The organism is Aeromonas sp. MdU4 (genome assembly GCF_041929505.1).
Classification (GTDB): Bacteria; Pseudomonadota; Gammaproteobacteria; order Enterobacterales; family Aeromonadaceae; genus Aeromonas.
Window position 1 is genome coordinate 40,488 of the sequence record NZ_JBHFMW010000033.1, and the last position, 17,005, is coordinate 57,492.

Below are 17,005 nucleotides of genomic sequence, written 5' to 3' on the forward strand. Positions count from 1 at the left end.
AAGGCTAATTTATTGCTTGAGCAAGTCTTTACCAGTAGCGGTCACTTGTACCGCAATACCGCCGTTATCGCCGCTCATAAAGAAGCTACCAAACTGCCTCTGTATCTCGGCAGTCACCTCGCTGTTACTGCTATTACCATCTGGGCCCAGCAGCGAGCTGTGACCACCATCCACAAAACGCGCCGCATGATGTACCGGGCCAAGGTAAGTATCGGTCAACGGATTTAATCCAAGCACCTGAAACAGCGGCTCTGTGCCACCTAGCGGAGCCGAGGCAATGCTGTTCGGGATCACCTGATCTGGCAAGTTGAGCGCCCCATTCCCCACGATCTCGGTAGCAAATAGCGGGAAATCTGCCGTGATGCCGCGACCCAAGTTGATCGGGTCGGCAGAGTCGAGCACTGTCTGGGCGGCAAAGGTATAGCTCTGCAGCGTGCTCACCGCGCCGGCCTGAGTGGCCGCATCCAGGCTCGGCAGGAACTCGTTGATAAAGCAGGTCGGCACTGCGGTTTTGCAGTTGGGAGCATAGGCGGTAAAGCCTGCTTTCAGCTCCGGACTACCCGAGGTGAGCACCCCCATCTTGATGGTCGGGCCGAAACTCGGCGAATTGAGCAGCAGCGGTGCAATGCCGCCACCCGGCATCGCCAGACCACCGGTTGAAAACTCGAACATAGTATCAGCGGCGTTACCCATTTTCTGGTTGGCGACCGCCAGCAAGTTCGCCCCGGTAATTGCGCCGAGAGAGTGGCCAAGGAAGTGCACCCTGAGGCTACCAGCACTGCCTATCTCGCCCTTGCTGTTGGCCAAACCTACCGCCAGACGCAAGCCCAGCAGATCCGCCACGCTCTGTTTCAGGTTGTCCCGCGCCACGGTCAGGTAGCCCAGATTCAGATAGGGGGTCGGATTGTCCGAGGTAGTCACGGTGTCCATGGTTCCACTCAGAGCAAAGCCACGCTCACCATGCAGCGGATGATCGATCACCACCACAGCAACCTGCTTGGCCGTTGGAGTAACCTGCAAACCCGCAGCAATCTGGCCCAAGGCCAGCGCATAGGCGTTCTCCTTGATGGAGGTAACCCCGTGTTGATAGATGATCACATCGGTGATGGCACTAAGCGGAGCGGCAGCAAAAATCCGCAGCGGCACAGATTGCACTTCGGTCAGTGCTGGCAGCGGGTTAAAGCGGCCGATATTGTGCTCGCTATCGAGCGGCTGGCCACCGGAGGTCAGGGTGACCCCGATCAGCTTGCTTGCCTCCTCCAGCAGTTCGTTATGACGAGAGGGATCGGCGATCAACTCGCCCAGCTTGGCAGGATCAACCCCCGCCCCGACCAGTCCACCGATAACCTCGGTATCGCCCGCTTTCAGCGCGTTGGCGATGGCATAGAGGCTGGGAATGACGCCGTGCCAGGATTGGGCCTTGGCCTTGTTCCAAGAACCGGCTATCGCCGGGGTTGAGAGGAAGTAAGGGAGTTTGACGGTACCGGTATAAACCTTGGTCAGCTGGGCAACCCCATTAAGTGGCGTGCCAGAACCAAAGGCGGCACTCAATGAATCTTTCTGCGCCTTCGGCAGAAACGTTTCGGCATCCAGCTGATCAAGAAATTCCACACCACTATTCAGCCCACCAATGGTGTAAGTTCCCGGCAGGCTGGTGTTACCTGTGGCGTCCTGCTTCCACAACGAGGCGGCGTCCAGACTCGGACTTTTCAATACGGCAGCGGCCGCAGCCTTCACCGCCAACAGCACATCGGCACCGGACTGGGTAGCAAACCAGTCAGAGAAGATCACCCGGTCACTGGTAATGCCGGTGGCGGATTTGAACAACCCCTCTTGCAGGTTTATCAGACCATTGATGGTCTGCTCCTGAGCGGTCGTCCCGGCGCTGGACTTGAAGTTGCTGTAATCGCCCCCCGCTTTGAGCGGCGTGCCGCGACTGTCCTTGAGGGCATCTGTCGCTACGATCATGTAGTAAGAGGAGGGATTAAGTGGCTTGAGCGGCACCAGATTGAGTTTGCCACCACCGTCACTCACCACAAAGTCGACACCATAGGTCAGAGGCTTGTTGTTCTTCACCCCGACAGGGCGCTGAGTTATCGGATCAAGCTCCAGCTCAAGCAGATACAGCGGTGCAATGGCAGAGGCATAGTCAGCTGCCGCCGGTGCCGGAACGGTCACCCCCGTCACGACAGATGGCACCAGCTGGATAGCTTGGGTGGTGGACCACCCATCCAGCGTAGAGAGGGCAGACACAGGGTTGGAGAGATCCTTGGTCTCGGTCGCAAACTTGAGGGTGCCATCGCTGGCACGGGGAGCCAGTACACTCGGACGCATACCGCTGGCACCACTCAGGGCATAGTCAAGGGAGCTGGCACTATCTCCCTTGTTGTCATCTTCCACACATCCGGTCAGCAGGACGCTGATCACAGCGGCATAAATTAGCTTCTTCTTCATTTATTGTTCTCTTTATAAGTTATTGTCCATCACAAGCCAACGAAGCATTACCCACTTCGAACGAACAAAGTTAACATAAAACCAACAACAAAAAGGACTCATATTGGCCATTTCATGTTTGGGTTTGTGGAGAGAATCAAGGTTTTACGTCAACAAAGGGGGCGCAAGGTTAACAACAGCAGAGGATTAACCAAACCCGACCAGCCTGCGGGCATCGTCACGACTAAAAAGCCGCCGCGATCTCGGCAAAGTGATGGAATTGTCGGTAGAATGTCCACCAACGCTTAAGGAGGACGTCATGATCGACCCGAAAAAACTGGAAGAGATCGCCAAGCAGGTACATAACTCTCTGCCACCCGGCATTCGCAGCATGGGTGAAGAGGCCGAAAAGAAGATGCGTCAGGTACTGCAGGCCCAACTGAACAAACTGGATCTGGTCAGCCGTGAAGAGTTCGACGTGCAGACCAAGGTACTGCTGCGTACCCGGGAAAAACTGGCCGCCCTCGAAAGCAAGCTGGCTCAACTCGAAGAGCAGCTAGGCGCCAAAGGCGAATAACAAAAACCCCAGCCAGGCTGGGGTTTTTGCTCTGTGTTGGTTCAGCCAACGCGCTTATACCCGCAGCAAATACCAAGCCTGCTTGCCACGCGCCTTGGCTTCATACATGGCCCTGTCAGCGATCTCCAGAGCCTGCAGAAATGTTAATGGCTCCTCTTCCCACAAGGCGATGCCGATACTCAATCCAACCCGTTGCGGGCAACCGGGTTTTGGTACATAACCACGCATCCTGCCAATCAGGGCATCGGCCAGCTGTGCCAGCCCATGGCTCGAGACATCCCGATGCAGGTACACAACAAATTCGTCGCCACCGTAACGGCCACATAGCGCCGAGCCCGGCATAATGAGACGCAGCCATGCGGCCATCTGCTGCAATACCAAATCACCACAGGCATGACCCAGTTGGTCATTGATCCCTTTGAAATCATCCAGATCGATAAAAAGCAGCGCGCCTGCACCTTGTGAACTCTGCCGTGTGAAGGCCTTGCCAAAACCTTGCCGATTGAGCAGCCCGGTGAGTGCATCACTATTGGCGCGCTCTGCCAGCCGTTGTTCGTAAGCCTTGCGCTGGGTGATATCGATATGGGAACCCATGATCCGCAGCGGCTTGCCATCAGCATCCCTATCGACAACCCGCCCTCTGTCCCACAACCAGGTGATCTCCCCTGCCGGGCTGATGGTGCGGTATTCCACCTCGTAGAAGGGGGTTTTCCCCTCAAGATGGGCGAAATAGCTGCCTATGGCATGGGCGCGATCGTCGGGATGGAGCTTGGCGCTCCACTGCTCGAAATGGGGGGCCATATCCCCAACCTGGAAGTTTTGCAGATTGAATACGCGCAGCTCACCGGTGGGGATGGAGCCCTGCCAAAGGCAGATACCGGTACCATCGAGGGCGGCATTGAGCTTCTCGTGCAACAGGCTGTTTTCATGCTTCAACGCGGCGAGTTCTTGCTGCAAACGGGCAAGCTCACCATCATGTTGGGTCTGGGTCGCGATGCGCCTCGCAGATCCCGCAACCTCCCGGTCATCCTCTGCTGGAGCCCTGCCCTCTGCGCTCAACACCGCCTCTCCTTGCGTTATCACTGCGGATATCCTTATCCAGCTTGCTGACCATCACTCACCAAGATGCCATCAGCCACACCCGATTAGTAGCCATTCATAGCCCAAATATCGAAAAATCATGGGATAACGAGACAACCGTCGCATCATGGGTCGCCGTCCCCAACGTGGTAGCCCCAAAAAGCAAAACCCCCGGTAAAACCGGGGGCTGCAGCATTGAACGAGGAGATCGTCAGATAAATTCGTAGGCATCACCGAAGATGCGCTCAGGCTCGGCACCGAGGATCTTGAACTCCTCGCGGGCCGCCCCCGCCATCTCGAAGCGACCGGCGACATAGATGTCGTACTCATGGAGGCTGACGAAATCATCCATGATCGCCTTGTGCACCAGACCGGTACGGCCGCTCCAGTCGCTTTCCGGCTCCTGCACCACCGGGATAAAAGTGAGCGGCGCGTAGTCACTCTCCCACTGCTGCATCAGCTCCAGCTCGTAGAGCCAGTGCGCCTGACGCACACCCCAGTAGAAGAACACCGGGCGCTTGCTACCGCTGTCGATCAGGGACTCCAGTATCGATTTGACATAGGAGAAACCGGTGCCCCCCGCCATCAGGATCAGCGGACGCGGCGACTCATTGCGCAGGAACGCCTTGCCGGCGGGCAGTTCGACCTCGATCTCGCCCTGCTCGCGCATGCGGGCCAGTACCTGACCGGCGTAGGCATTTTCGGGGGTGGCACCAATCTGCAGCTCCAGCACGCCCGGGCGAGTCGGCGAGTTGGCGATGGAGAAGGGGCGCTTGTCCGAATCGCTCATCACCACCAGCAGATACTGGCCCGGCTTGAAATTAATCTCTTGCTGCGGCGTCAGGGCCACATGCCAGATGGTGTCGACATATTCGCGCAGTTCCTCTACGCGGCACTTGATACGTTGCATTCTTGTCCTTGTGGCAGGCTCGCTCGGCCCGCTTCGCTCATTGTTTCACTATGGAGTGACGACCAGCAGCCCTGGCCCCGTCAGTCGAGAATACTCAAATAACTGCGGATCGCATCACTTTTTGCAGCAAATGCAACAAAGCAGCCATGTTTACCTCAGTCGAGGATCTTCAGCTCATCCCAGATGGCATCGATCTTCTGCTTCACCGCCTCGTCCTGCACGATGGGCTGACCCCACTCGCGATTGGTCTCCCCTGGCCACTTGTTGGTGGCATCCAGCCCCATCTTGGAGCCAAGGCCGGAGATGGGCGAAGCGAAGTCCAGATAGTCGATCGGGGTATGCTCAATCAAGGTGGTGTCACGAGCCGGGTCCATCCGGGTAGTAATGGCCCAGATCACATCCTTCCAGTCACGAGCGTTGACGTCGTCATCGCACACAACCACGAACTTGGTGTACATGAACTGGCGCAGGAAGGACCACACCCCCAGCATCACGCGCTTGGCGTGACCCGGGTAACGCTTCTTGATGGTGACCACCGCCATCCGGTAGGAGCACCCCTCCGGCGGCAGATAGAAGTCGACGATCTCGGGGAACTGCTTCTGCAACAGCGGTACGAACACCTCGTTTAGCGCCAACCCCAACACCGCCGGTTCATCGGGCGGACGGCCGGTGTAGGTGCTGTGATAGATGGCATCGCGCCGCTTGGTGATGTGGGTGATGGTAAAGACCGGAAACTCGTCCACCTCGTTGTAGTAGCCGGTGTGGTCGCCATAGGGCCCTTCCGGCGCCAGCTCACCCGGCTCCAGATAGCCTTCCAGCACGATCTCGGCACTGGCGGGCACCTCCAGATCACAGCTGATGGCTTTTACCACCTCGGTACGACTGCCGCGCAGCAGACCGGCAAAGGCGTATTCGGAAAGGGTATCCGGCACCGGCGTCACTGCGCCGAGAATAGTCGCCGGATCGGCACCAAGCGCCACCACCACCGGGAACCGTTCGCCCGGATGGGCCTCCTGCCACTCGCGAAAATCAATGGCACCGCCACGGTGATCCAGCCAGCGCATGATCAGCTTGTTCTTGCCAATCTTCTGCTGCCGATAAATACCTAGATTCTGCCGCTTCTTGTAGGGGCCACGAGTAATGGTAAGGCCCCAGGTAACCAGCGGCGCCACGTCGCCGGGCCAGCAGTGCTGGATCGGGATCTGGTCGAGATCGACCGCATCCCCCTCCTGCACCACCTGCTGGCAGGGGGCGGAAGAGAGGCGCTTGGTCGGCATATTGAGCACCTGCTTGAAGATCGGCAGCTTTTCCATCAGCTCCTTGAAGCCGCGGGGCGGTTCCGGCTCTTTCAGATAGGAGAGCCATACCCCGACCTGACGCAAAGCGCTCACGTCGGGCTGACCCATCCCCATGGCAACCCGATCCGGCGTGCCAAACAGGTTGGTCAGCACCGGCATGGTGTAGCCTTTGGGATTTTCAAACAGCAGAGCCGGGCCACCAGCACGCAGGGTGCGGTCGCTGATTTCGGTCATCTCCAGATAGGGATCTATCTCGCGGGTAATGCGCTTGAGTTGTCCGTTTTGTTCCAGCTGCGCAACGAAATCACGCAAGTCCTTGTACTTCATGCAAGTTCCCAACCGGGTTCAGGAGGTCAGGCATTATAACCCTGGCGGCACATCGGGTGTACCCGAATCGGGCAACAGACTCGGCGCAATGGGGGGCGTGTCACGCTGGCCGAGACGTTTGGCCAATGAGGAGAGCAGCCTGGGCTCATCCACCTCCATCAACAGACCAGCCACCAGCGCGCCATACTGGCGATTGGCGAGCTCGGCCAGCAGATAGTGCTGAGCCTGTTGTGGCAAGGGAGATAGTTGACTCAACTGACGTAGCGCAGCCTCTCTGAGGCGCGGCTTCTTACTGGCTGCGATCAGCAAATCGCTGGCCACAACCCCATGATGAAACCGGCTGATGGAGGGGAGCGCAGCCAGCGTGTCCTGATCGACCGGCTGACGCCACAATCGGGCATAGAGAGTGGGCTCACCGGTACGCTGCAGCAAGTGCAGCAGCAGGCCGTTGTCAGGCAAGTAGATATTCTGCGCAGCCAACTGACGCGCCTCACGACGCCAGACAGGTAGTGGCAATTGCTCGAAAGCCAGCAACAAGGCTTGCTGCTGGCGGGCAATATTGGCATTGCCGCGGTAATAGATGCTTTTGAAGCGGAAGTTGCCCGCACTCAACTGCTGCTGATAGCTGAGCTGCCAGCGCTGCTGCTGCCACTGGCAAAGCAGCAGACGGGCCTGGGCACTGAAATCGTAGGCAGGCTGCTGTACCAGGAACCCATCCACCTGCTGTTCGACCAGCCACTGGGGCACCTTGCCAGCCTGAGCCTCCACCCAGGCATGCAAGTCCGGGGAGGCAAGCTCAGAGGCAGGTATGTCCCGTAGCAGTTGCAATAGCAGAAACTCCCGCTGCGCACGGCTCAGGGTCGCCAGCAAGGTGTCGATGGCAGCAAACTGCCCCTGCTGCAGACGGCTCGCCAGATAGGCCTGATGCGTCTGCAAGATCTCGGCAGTCACCGCAGTCGGAGCGGCCCGCGCGTAGCCTGGAGCTACCAACAATAATCCCAGCAGGAGCCATAAAACGGGTTTCATGACGTCTCTATCCTTGTGACATCGAGGATTCATAGTAACCAAGCGCACAGAAAACAGATAAACAAAAACCGCGACCAGGGCCGCGGTTTCGTTATTTTGTGACCGGGTTTACTTCTGCTGACGCCGCATGGCGTCGAAGAACTCGTCGTTGGTCTTGGTCATCGCCAACTTGTCGATCAGGAACTCGATGCCGTCGATTTCGCCCATCGGGTGCACAATCTTGCGCAGGATCCACATCTTCTGCAGCTCGTCACCGGTGGTCAGCAGCTCTTCCTTACGGGTGCCAGAGCGGGTGATGTCGATGGCCGGGTAGACACGCTTCTCGGCGATTTTGCGCGAGAGGTGCAGTTCCATGTTGCCGGTACCCTTGAACTCTTCGTAGATGACTTCATCCATCTTGGAGCCGGTATCGATCAGCGCGGTAGCGATGATGGTCAGGCTGCCGCCCTCCTCAACATTACGCGCAGCGCCGAAGAAGCGCTTGGGACGGTGCAGGGCGTTGGCATCCACACCACCGGTCAGTACCTTGCCGGATGACGGGATGACGGTGTTGTAAGCACGGGCCAGACGAGTGATGGAGTCCAGCAGGATCACCACGTCTTTCTTGTGCTCGACCAGGCGCTTGGCCTTCTCGATCACCATCTCGGCAACCTGAACGTGACGGGACGCAGGCTCGTCGAAGGTAGAAGCGATCACTTCACCCTTCACCATGCGCTGCATCTCGGTCACCTCTTCCGGACGCTCGTCGATCAGCAGAACGATCAGTTCACAGTCCGGGTGGTTGTAGGCGATGCTCTGGGCGATGTTCTGCAGCAGCATGGTCTTACCGGCCTTGGGCGGCGCAACGATCAGACCACGCTGGCCTTTACCGATCGGCGAAGCCAGATCCAGCACACGGGCGGTGATATCTTCGGTAGAACCGTTACCCCGTTCCATACGCAGGCGCTCGTTGGCATGCAGGGGGGTAAGGTTTTCAAACAGGATCTTGTTGCGGGAGTTTTCCGGACGGTCGTAGTTGACCTCGTTGACCTTGAGCAGCGCGAAGTAACGTTCGCCCTCTTTCGGTGGCCGGATCTTGCCGGAAATGGTATCGCCGGTACGCAGGTTGAAGCGGCGGATCTGGCTCGGGGAGACGTAGATATCGTCCGGGCCTGCCAGATAGGAGCCGTCTGCACTACGCAGGAAGCCAAAACCATCGGTCAGGATTTCCAGCACACCGTCGCCAAAGATATCTTCGCCACCCTTGGCGTGCGCCTTGAGGATTGCAAAAATAATATCTTTCTTGTGCGCCCGAGCCAGATTTTCCAACCCCATGGATTCGCCAAGCTTGACCAGCTCGGACACAGGAGTGTTCTTTAGTTCAGTCAGATTCATAGTGGTGAAAGTCTGTAAGCAAGGATTGAAATGAGGAGACAGTCTGCTGGATTGATGCTGATCGGATTTGATTGCCAGGCTATGTTAGCAAAGAGTCAGGCAAAAGGTTAGCAAACGAGCGATAAACTAGCACCAATCGGGATGAGCGTCTAGGTGATAAAACACAAGGAGCGCATTATTGCAATGCGCTCCTCTTTTAATTATTACAGGTTGCCGTCCAGAAACTCTTTCAGCTGAGTCTTGGACAGTGCACCGACCTTGGTCGCTGCCACTTCGCCATTCTTGAACAGCAAGAGGGTCGGGATACCACGAATGCCGTACTTGGGCGGAGTATCAGAGTTATGGTCGATGTTCAGTTTGGCTACGGTCACACGACCTTCGTACTCTTGGGCAACTTCTTCCAGGATCGGGGCAATCATCTTGCACGGACCACACCATTCGGCCCAGAAGTCGACCAGAACGGCGCCATCAGCTTTGATTACATCTGCCTCGAAGCTGGCATCGCTCAGCTGAACAATCTTGTCACTCATCTCCAACTCCAGTCAGTAAATAAGGCTTTATTGATACGTCAATAAAGGCAATAGTTGCCCTATTTGAAATGATCCTGTTTATTATTGCAAGCCTAACCTGATAACCTACCGCCATGAGCAAAACACACTTAACGACCGACAAATTCGCCCAAATGGGCCTCGAACCCGAAGTTCTGGCTGGTCTGGAATCAAAGGGATTTCACTATTGCACCCCCATCCAGGCACTGTCTCTGCCACTGCTGGTAGAAGGCCATGACCTCGCCGGTCAGGCTCAGACAGGCACCGGCAAGACCATTGCCTTCCTGGCCGCCACCTTCAACTATTTGCTGACCCATCCACTGACCAATCCCCGTCTGGTTAATCAACCCAGAGCCATCATCATGGCGCCCACCCGGGAACTGGCAGTACAGATCTACAACGATGCCGACAGCATCGCTGCATCCACCGGTCTGAAGCTTGGCCTCGCCTACGGTGGCGAAGGCTATGACAAGCAGCTGGCCGTGCTGGAACAGGGCGTCGACATCCTGATCGGCACCACGGGTCGCATCATCGACTACTTCAAGTCCAAGGTGATCGATCTGAGCAACATTCAGGTCGTGGTACTGGATGAAGCGGATCGCATGTTCGATCTGGGCTTTATCAAGGACATCCGCTTCCTGTTCCGCCGCATGCCTGCCCCGACCGAGCGTCTGAGCATGCTGTTCTCCGCCACCCTCTCCCTGCGGGTGCAGGAGCTGGCCTACGAACACATGAACCACCCGGAACATGTGCAAGTCGAGCCGGAGCAGATGACCGGTGTACGGATCAAGGAGGAGCTGTTCTACCCCTCCAACGAAGACAAAATGTTGCTGCTGCTCTCCCTGATGGAAGAGGAGTGGCCGGAAAAAGCGATCGTCTTCGCCAACACCAAGCATGTCTGTGAAGACGTGCATGCCTGGCTGGAGAATGACGGCCACCGCGTTGGTCTGCTGACCGGTGACGTGCCGCAGAAGAAACGGATGAAGATCCTCGAGGATTTCACCAAGGGTGCGCTCGATATTCTGGTCGCCACCGACGTGGCTGCCCGTGGTCTGCACATCCCCGACGTGACCCACGTCTTCAACTATGACCTGCCCGACGACGCCGAAGACTATGTACACCGCATCGGTCGTACCGGTCGTGCCGGCAAGAGCGGTCACTCCATCAGCCTGGCCTGTGAAGACTATGCCTTCAACCTGCCAGCCATTGAGGAGTACATCCACCACCCGATCCCGGTCAGCAAATATGACCGCGAAGCGCTGCTGGATGATGTGACTGCCCCGAAACGGGTGTTCCGCAACCGTCAGCCAGTGAACCGCAACATGCGGGATCGCCAGGGCGGTGGCAACAGCAACAACCGCCGTCGTCCGCCGCGCAAGAGCTAAGGACAGGCCAAGTTGCACAACTCGCCTCTCTATGCCGCCATCGACCTCGGCTCCAACAGCTTTCACATGCTGGTGGTGCGCGAGGTCGCCGGTGCCCTGCGCACCGTTGCCAAGGTCAAACGCAAGGTTCGCCTCGCCGCTGGCCTCGATCCGGAATTTCGTCTCAGCCGTGCCGCCATGGAGCGGGGCTGGGACTGCCTGCGCCTCTTTTCCGAGCAGTTGCAGGACATTCCGGCTGACAACATCCGGGTCGTGGGCACCGCCACCCTGCGTCTTGCCACCAACGTCGATGAGTTCCTCAGCGAAGCGGAACGGGTGCTCAACCACAGCATCGATATCATCTCCGGTGAGGAAGAAGCCAAGACCATCTATGAAGGTGTCTCCTGGACCTCTGCTGGCGAAGGCAACCGGCTGGTGATCGACATCGGCGGCGCCAGTACCGAACTGGTGATCGGCGAACATAGCGAAGCGAAACTGCTCAACAGTCTGCACATGGGCTGCGTCACCTGGCTCAACAATCACTTCGGTGATGGCGAGCTCTCCGAGGCGCGCTTCGAGCAGGCGATTGCCGCTGCCAAGGCGGTGCTGGAGAAAGTGGCTGAAGATTACCGCACCCTCGGCTGGCGTACCTGCGTCGGCGCCTCCGGCACTGTGCAGGCGCTGCAGGAGATCATGCTGGCGCAAGGGAAGAGCGAGCGGGTCACCCTGCCGAAACTGCAGGAGCTGATGGGGCAGGCCATCGCCTGCGGCAAGCTTGATCAACTTCAGCTGGAAGGGCTGGCAGCCGAGCGGCTGACCGTGTTCCCCTCAGGCCTTGCCATCCTGATCGCCATCTTCGAAACCCTGAATATCGAGAGCATGACGCTGGCGGGCGGTGCACTGCGCGAAGGCTTGATCTACGGTCTGCTCGGCAACAATCACGACTGTGATGCCCGCGATCGCACCGCCGACAGCCTGATCAGTCGCTATCAACTGGATAAAGAGCACGCCGAACGGGTGCGTGATACTGCCGTCGAGGCGTTCACCCAGTTGCAACCAGCCTGGCGACTCTCCAAACGCTACGGTCGCCCAATCTTGCGTTATGCAGCACTGCTGCACGAGATCGGCCTCTGTATCGAGTACAAGAAGGCGCCGCAACACGCCGCCTACATCATCGACAACATCGACATGCCGGGCTTTACCCCTGCACAAAAGAAGCTGTTGTCGGCCCTGCTGTTCAACCAGCGGGACGAATTCAAGCTGGAACCGCTGGAAAAGCAGGGAGCCGTTACCGGACGTCAGGCGATCCGGTTGGCCCGTATCCTGCGCATCGCGCTGATCCTCTGCATGCGCCGCACCCAGGGCACCGTACCCCACTTCACCCTGCAAGTAGAAGAGGAGTCACTGACCCTGACCCTGCCCAAAGGATGGATGGAGGAGCACTACCTGCGTGCCAGCGAGCTGCGGCTCGAAATGGAACGCCAGCAGAAGATGGGCTGGCCGACCCGCGTGCAGGAAGCCTGACTCAGCAACCTGCCTGTTTTGGAGCCGATCATGCCGGATTACCAACCCATCAGCTGCGATCTCTACGACTGGCTCGAAATTGCCGCCAGCTGGCAATTACCGGTCTCCCTGGCCAGCCGCGATGGCCGCCAGTGGCATGACAAGATCCGTACTATCGAGGCCAGCGCGGGGGTCGAGTATCTGCTGTTACACCGTGGCGAGCGGCTCAGTCTGGCAGAGTTGGCAACCCTGCGCCTGAACTGGCAAGGGGAAGAGAGACTGATCCGCTTCGCCCCACCAGCCCAGTCTGACAACCAATAAATAGCAAGAGGGCCAACCTGAGCAGGTTGGCCCTCTTCTTTTGTCGCTCGGAAGATATGCCGGGCGCAACTTAACCCGCCAGCGCCGCCATCACGTAGACATCGAAGCGGTTGCTCTTGGTCTCGATGGCCATGCTCGGCTTCTGCTCATTGAGCCAGCCAGCGTAGTCCGGCCGCTTCACCACCACCCGCTTCTCTGCCATCTGGAGCGCAGCTGGTAGCAAAGCATCGGCATCGAGATCCGGCCCCACCAGCGACTGGAACACCCGCATCTCTTTTTTCACCAGCGCCGACTTCTGCTTGTGCGGGAACATTGGGTCGAGGTAGATCACCTCGGGCCGCTCCGGCAACGCCAGCAAATTGTCCACCGCCGGGCCCTGCAACAGCTGCATCCGCTCGCTGACCCAGGAGCCGATCTCGGGATCTTGCGCCGCCCGCGCCAGTCCGTCCTGCAACAGGGCAGCCACCACCGGGCTGCGCTCGATCAAGGTCACCTTGCAACCGAGGGAGGCTAGCACGAAGGCATCGCGTCCCAGCCCGGCGGTGGCATCCACCACGGTCGGAGTGGCACCAGCCTTGAGCCCCACAGCCTTGGCGATGGACTGACCACGACCACCGCCAAACTTGCGTCTATGGGCCACCGCCCCTTCCACGAAGTCCACATAGACGGCACCCAGCTTGGGCTCATCCAGCTTGCGCAGCTCCAACCGTTCCGGGGTATATACCAGGGCAAACTGGGGAAGATCGATCTGGTCAAGCTGGCTGCTCAGCGCTTGTGCCTGCGCGGCCTTGGCGGGGTCTTCGAGGAGGATTTGCATGGTCTCTGGATGCGTTCTAAGTTCAGTGAACCGAGTGTACCACAGCCCTTTCACCTCGCTGTAGGGAGGAAACCCCATGCACCTGTTCATCGCCCTGCTGCTCGCAGCCCAAAGCAGCACAAATTTGAAGGTCTGCGGTGTGGACTGGCCTCCATTCTCCTACGCCGAACAGGGCAACCTGAAAGAGGGGATATCGGTCGAGATCCATCAGGAGGTGGCACGCCGCCTTGGCATGAATCTCACCTTGCTCGAGCTGCCGTGGGGACGCTGCGAACAGTACGTCAGCACCGGGTTGGCGGACGGCATTCTCGATAATGCCCCCCTGCCCGGCTGCTACCACTCGGATCTCGCCACCGCCTTCTACCCGCTAGCCGCCTATGTTCGCACCGACAGCCCGCTGCAAAGCTTCTCGTGGGAGATGGCCAAGGGACTGAAAGTGGGAATGGTCAGGGGCTACGACTACACGGACAAGATCAAGAACTTCACCGGCTGGGAACCCATCAAGGCCCACTCCGACAAACAGCTGCTGCTGATGCTGGAGAAAAACCGGGTCGACATGATAGTACTGGACTACTTCTCGGCCCCCATTCTCTCCAAGGAGCAGGACGTCAAGATCCGCGCCCTCACCCCCTTTATCGATTCAACCCCGCTCTACCTCTGTTTTGGCAAGCAGAGGGCTGAGCTGTTGCCCGCCTACAACAAGGCGCTGCAGCAGATGCAGGACGAGGGAACACTGGATCGCATCTATCTGCGCTATCTCGGGGAAGATTACCGAACGCTGCGGAGCAAGCAGGAGAAACTGAAAGCGACGCAATAACGGTCAGCTGGAGCGGGCCTGAACAAACATGTTTTTATCGTTGAGTTGCAGGTATTCGGTGAGGTCGTCGTAGGCCAGTGGGCGACTAAGCAGATAACCCTGAGTAAAGGCACACCCCTTCTGGCAGAGGAAGTTGAGCTGCTCGCGGGTCTCCACCCCTTCGATCACCACCTGCATCCCGAGGTTGTGCACTATGTTGATGATGCCATCGAGCAGCATGCGATCCTGCTCGTTGAAGGGAATATGACGCACGAAAGATCGGTCGATCTTGACCAGATCGACCGGGAATGTGCGCAGATAGTTGAGCGCCGAGTAGCCGGTGCCGAAATCATCGATGGCCAGCTTGCAGCCCGCCTCACGCAGAGCGTCGAGCCGAACCCTGTGTTGATCGCTGCTCTCCATCAGCAAAGATTCGGTGATTTCGATCACGATGTCGGCAGGATCGAGCTCAAAATGGCGAATCACCTTGAGCCACTCGCTCGCCTCGGGATCGATGGTCTGAAACTCCATGGTGGAGCGGTTGATCGACATCTGCAGCTCCGGGAAGCCGGACTGCTGCAACCGCGCCAAATCCCGACATGACTGCCACAGCACCAGCTCCCCCAGCCCCTGAATCAGACCAGCCTCTTCCGCCAGCGGGATAAACTCGGCGGGCGAGACCTGTCCCCACTGGGGGTGATACCAGCGTACCAGCGCCTCCAGCTTGGCCACCCGCCCACTGCGGTTGTCCCAGATCGGCTGGTAGGCCATGGTCAACTGCCCCTGCTTGATCGCCTCCGCCAGATCCTGCTGCATCTGGTGGCGCTGACGCACCTCTTCCCGCATCGAGGCACAGTAAGTACCGAGCAGCCGCCCCTGCCGCTTGGCCGCAAACAGCGCCTGTTCGGCGTTGCGCAGCAGCTCGTCACTCTCGCTGCCATCGACCGGACAGAGGGTCATACCGATGGTCGCCGCCACATAAAGATGCTGATTGGCCAGCATGAAGGGGCGAGCAAAGCTGCCGATCACCTGCTTGGCAAACACCTCCGCCTGACGGCGGGTGACGATACCCGGCACCAGAAAGGCGAACTCGTCACCACCGATGCGAGCCACCAGATCTTCGGTGCGCACCCGGCTCACCAGCCGATCCGATACCTCCCGTAGCAGGGCATCACCGGCGTGGTGATCCATGCTGTTGTTAACCGCCTTGAAGTTGTTGAGGTCGAGCACCATCAGGGCGAAACGCTCGCCCCGCTCGCAAAAACGGGCGAGACAGCGGCCAAACAGCCAGCGGTTGGGCAGGCTGGTGAGATTGTCATAGTTGGCCTGGGTCGCGATCTTCTGCTCAGCCTGCTTGGTGCGGGAAAGATCGCTGAAAATGGCGATATATTGCTGAATTTTGCCAGTTTCGCGCAGAGTACTGATCATCACCTGCTGCGGGTAGAGCTTGCCGTTCTTGCGCTTGTTCCACACCTCGCCCCGCCACACTCCCACCCGCTCCAGCGCGTGGTACATGTCGGCATAGAAGGTCTGGTCGTGCAGCCCGGACTTGAGAATGCTGGGGCGCAGGCCACGCACCTCTTCTGCGCTGTAGCCAGTGATCTGCTCGAACGCCGGATTGACCGACATGATACGGCTATCGGCATCGCACACCAGAATCGCCTCGGAGAGGTTGTCATAGACCCGATGGGAGAGCTTGAGCTGCTCGGCGTGACGCTTGAAGGTGTCGATGTTCTCCAGCAGCACCATCAGATAGTCCGGCTGCTGCCGATCATCACGGATCAGTGTGACCGTCACCCGTCCCCACAGCATCTCCCCCCCCTTGCAGAAGTAGCGCTTCTCCTGGGTGAAACTGCCGCGCTCGCCACGTCGAATCTCTTCGTAGCACTCCAGGCTGCGCTGCCAATCTTCGGGGTGATTGATGTCGGCAATGGTGCGATCGAGCAATTCGTCGAGGGGATACCCCAGCATCTTCTCGATAGCCTGATTGGCCCAGAGGATCCGGCCAGCAAGGTCCAGCTTGCCGATCCCGACCGGTGCCTGGGAGAGCATGCCCTGCAACATATGGGGTGGAGCGGGCAGTGACGGCAGCGTGCGCTGCAACAGGAGCGCAAGCTCGCGCCCGGCCAGCGGCCCCAGCAGCTTGAGCAGCCCCATCACCTTGTTCAAGTTGGCCTGAGGCTGACGATAGAGCAGGCTGCAAATACCGATGGGCTCGCCATCGGCATTTTTGAGCACGATACCGGCATAAGCCTGAGGCTGCCACTCTTGCGCAAGGGGAACATGGGGGAAGAGCTGGGGCAGACGATCGCTGAACCAGGCTTCTCCCTCGTGCCAGGTGATGGCATCGGGCGAGCCGCTCAGCGGCAGTTGCAAAGATTCGGGTTCGAGAGACGAGGGATAAGCAGCCAGCACCCGGAATTGGGTTGCGTTTGGTCCCCAGGCGGAGATCAGGGCGACATCAGCCATCACAGCCGCGGCGATTTCACTCACAAAGGTATCGAAATATCCCAGACCGCTAGAGTGAGCCAGACTGGAGATGATTTGATAAACGGAATCGAGTGCTCGCCTCATGGCAAGGGGGCTTCTCTCCTTGATTGATTAGGACACGACTCTACTGAAGTGGCGTTG

14 protein-coding genes are annotated in these 17,005 nt (G+C 58.5%); 5 read left to right on the forward strand and 9 right to left on the reverse strand.

What is annotated here, in order from left to right; all coding sequences use genetic code 11:
• Window positions 1-9 precede the first annotated feature (9 nt).
• The gene (locus ACE1BR_RS20045; RefSeq protein ID WP_374873385.1) at window positions 10-2,454 is read right to left on the reverse strand and encodes a VolA/Pla-1 family phospholipase; all 2,445 of its coding nucleotides are present in this window, start codon (window positions 2,452-2,454) and stop codon (window positions 10-12) included.
• A 298-nt stretch (window positions 2,455-2,752) separates the two neighbouring features.
• Here ACE1BR_RS20045 and ACE1BR_RS20050 point away from each other — a divergent pair, with 298 nt between their 5' ends.
• Window positions 2,753-3,010 (forward strand): accessory factor UbiK family protein, encoded by a 258-nt coding sequence (locus tag ACE1BR_RS20050; RefSeq protein WP_374873387.1) that lies wholly within the window; start codon window positions 2,753-2,755, stop codon window positions 3,008-3,010.
• Between the two features lie 54 nt (window positions 3,011-3,064).
• Here ACE1BR_RS20050 and ACE1BR_RS20055 read toward each other — a convergent pair whose 3' ends face one another.
• From ACE1BR_RS20055 to trxA, 6 genes are all read right to left on the reverse strand, one after another.
• Complete coding sequence (locus ACE1BR_RS20055) at window positions 3,065-4,072, reverse strand: GGDEF domain-containing protein (RefSeq protein WP_374873389.1); 1,008 nt, start codon at window positions 4,070-4,072, stop codon at window positions 3,065-3,067.
• A gap of 229 nt (window positions 4,073-4,301) precedes the next feature.
• On the reverse strand, window positions 4,302-5,000 hold the full coding sequence (gene fre / locus ACE1BR_RS20060) for an NAD(P)H-flavin reductase (RefSeq protein WP_374873391.1): 699 nt from the start codon (window positions 4,998-5,000) through the stop codon (window positions 4,302-4,304).
• 155 nt (window positions 5,001-5,155) lie between these two features.
• On the reverse strand, window positions 5,156-6,625 hold the full coding sequence (gene ubiD, locus ACE1BR_RS20065) for a 4-hydroxy-3-polyprenylbenzoate decarboxylase (protein WP_374873393.1): 1,470 nt from the start codon (window positions 6,623-6,625) through the stop codon (window positions 5,156-5,158).
• Window positions 6,626-6,658: 33 nt separating this feature from the next.
• Window positions 6,659-7,651 carry a hypothetical protein gene (locus ACE1BR_RS20070; protein ID WP_374873395.1) on the reverse strand — a complete coding sequence of 331 codons (993 nt, stop codon included), beginning with the start codon at window positions 7,649-7,651 and terminating at the stop codon, window positions 6,659-6,661.
• Window positions 7,652-7,759: 108 nt separating this feature from the next.
• A complete protein-coding gene (gene rho / locus ACE1BR_RS20075) occupies window positions 7,760-9,025 on the reverse strand; it encodes a transcription termination factor Rho (protein ID WP_005342418.1) in 1,266 nt (421 codons plus the stop codon).
• A 203-nt stretch (window positions 9,026-9,228) separates the two neighbouring features.
• Window positions 9,229-9,555, reverse strand: coding sequence for a thioredoxin TrxA (trxA, locus tag ACE1BR_RS20080; RefSeq protein WP_005339416.1), 327 nt, complete (start codon window positions 9,553-9,555; stop codon window positions 9,229-9,231).
• A 113-nt stretch (window positions 9,556-9,668) separates the two neighbouring features.
• Here trxA and rhlB point away from each other — a divergent pair, with 113 nt between their 5' ends.
• From rhlB to ACE1BR_RS20095, 3 genes are read left to right on the forward strand one after another with little or no spacing between them, the layout of a single operon-like run.
• Window positions 9,669-10,958: an ATP-dependent RNA helicase RhlB gene (gene rhlB / locus ACE1BR_RS20085; protein WP_374873398.1), complete on the forward strand. Its 1,290-nt coding sequence runs from the start codon at window positions 9,669-9,671 to the stop codon at window positions 10,956-10,958.
• A 12-nt stretch (window positions 10,959-10,970) separates the two neighbouring features.
• Complete coding sequence (gppA, locus tag ACE1BR_RS20090) at window positions 10,971-12,461, forward strand: guanosine-5'-triphosphate,3'-diphosphate diphosphatase (RefSeq protein WP_374873400.1); 1,491 nt, start codon at window positions 10,971-10,973, stop codon at window positions 12,459-12,461.
• Window positions 12,462-12,491: 30 nt separating this feature from the next.
• Window positions 12,492-12,761, forward strand: coding sequence for a Rho-binding antiterminator (locus ACE1BR_RS20095; RefSeq protein ID WP_374873402.1), 270 nt, complete (start codon window positions 12,492-12,494; stop codon window positions 12,759-12,761).
• A 70-nt stretch (window positions 12,762-12,831) separates the two neighbouring features.
• Here ACE1BR_RS20095 and ACE1BR_RS20100 read toward each other — a convergent pair whose 3' ends face one another.
• Window positions 12,832-13,578, reverse strand: coding sequence for a class I SAM-dependent methyltransferase (locus tag ACE1BR_RS20100; RefSeq protein ID WP_374873404.1), 747 nt, complete (start codon window positions 13,576-13,578; stop codon window positions 12,832-12,834).
• Window positions 13,579-13,654: 76 nt separating this feature from the next.
• Between ACE1BR_RS20100 and ACE1BR_RS20105 the strand changes: the two genes are divergently transcribed.
• Window positions 13,655-14,395 carry a substrate-binding periplasmic protein gene (locus tag ACE1BR_RS20105; RefSeq protein ID WP_374873406.1) on the forward strand — a complete coding sequence of 247 codons (741 nt, stop codon included), beginning with the start codon at window positions 13,655-13,657 and terminating at the stop codon, window positions 14,393-14,395.
• A gap of 3 nt (window positions 14,396-14,398) precedes the next feature.
• Here the strand turns inward: ACE1BR_RS20105 and ACE1BR_RS20110 are convergent, their stop codons facing one another.
• Window positions 14,399-16,948, reverse strand: coding sequence for a putative bifunctional diguanylate cyclase/phosphodiesterase (locus ACE1BR_RS20110; protein ID WP_374873408.1), 2,550 nt, complete (start codon window positions 16,946-16,948; stop codon window positions 14,399-14,401).
• Between the last annotated feature and the right edge of the window lie 57 nt (window positions 16,949-17,005).

What these genes read in the sequence shown, in the direction of transcription:
- ACE1BR_RS20105 (WP_374873406.1), top strand. Translation starts at nt 13,655, where the DNA reads ATGCACCTGTTCATCGCCCTGCTGCTCGCAGCCCAAAGCAGCACAAAT.
- rho (WP_005342418.1), bottom strand. Translation starts at nt 9,025, where the DNA reads ATGAATCTGACTGAACTAAAGAACACTCCTGTGTCCGAGCTGGTCAAG.
- ACE1BR_RS20095 (WP_374873402.1), top strand. Translation starts at nt 12,492, where the DNA reads ATGCCGGATTACCAACCCATCAGCTGCGATCTCTACGACTGGCTCGAA.
- ACE1BR_RS20110 (WP_374873408.1), bottom strand. Translation starts at nt 16,948, where the DNA reads ATGAGGCGAGCACTCGATTCCGTTTATCAAATCATCTCCAGTCTGGCT.
- ACE1BR_RS20070 (WP_374873395.1), bottom strand. Translation starts at nt 7,651, where the DNA reads ATGAAACCCGTTTTATGGCTCCTGCTGGGATTATTGTTGGTAGCTCCA.
- rhlB (WP_374873398.1), top strand. Translation starts at nt 9,669, where the DNA reads ATGAGCAAAACACACTTAACGACCGACAAATTCGCCCAAATGGGCCTC.
- ubiD (WP_374873393.1), bottom strand. Translation starts at nt 6,625, where the DNA reads ATGAAGTACAAGGACTTGCGTGATTTCGTTGCGCAGCTGGAACAAAAC.
- ACE1BR_RS20045 (WP_374873385.1), bottom strand. Translation starts at nt 2,454, where the DNA reads ATGAAGAAGAAGCTAATTTATGCCGCTGTGATCAGCGTCCTGCTGACC.
- trxA (WP_005339416.1), bottom strand. Translation starts at nt 9,555, where the DNA reads ATGAGTGACAAGATTGTTCAGCTGAGCGATGCCAGCTTCGAGGCAGAT.
- fre (WP_374873391.1), bottom strand. Translation starts at nt 5,000, where the DNA reads ATGCAACGTATCAAGTGCCGCGTAGAGGAACTGCGCGAATATGTCGAC.
- ACE1BR_RS20050 (WP_374873387.1), top strand. Translation starts at nt 2,753, where the DNA reads ATGATCGACCCGAAAAAACTGGAAGAGATCGCCAAGCAGGTACATAAC.
- ACE1BR_RS20100 (WP_374873404.1), bottom strand. Translation starts at nt 13,578, where the DNA reads ATGCAAATCCTCCTCGAAGACCCCGCCAAGGCCGCGCAGGCACAAGCG.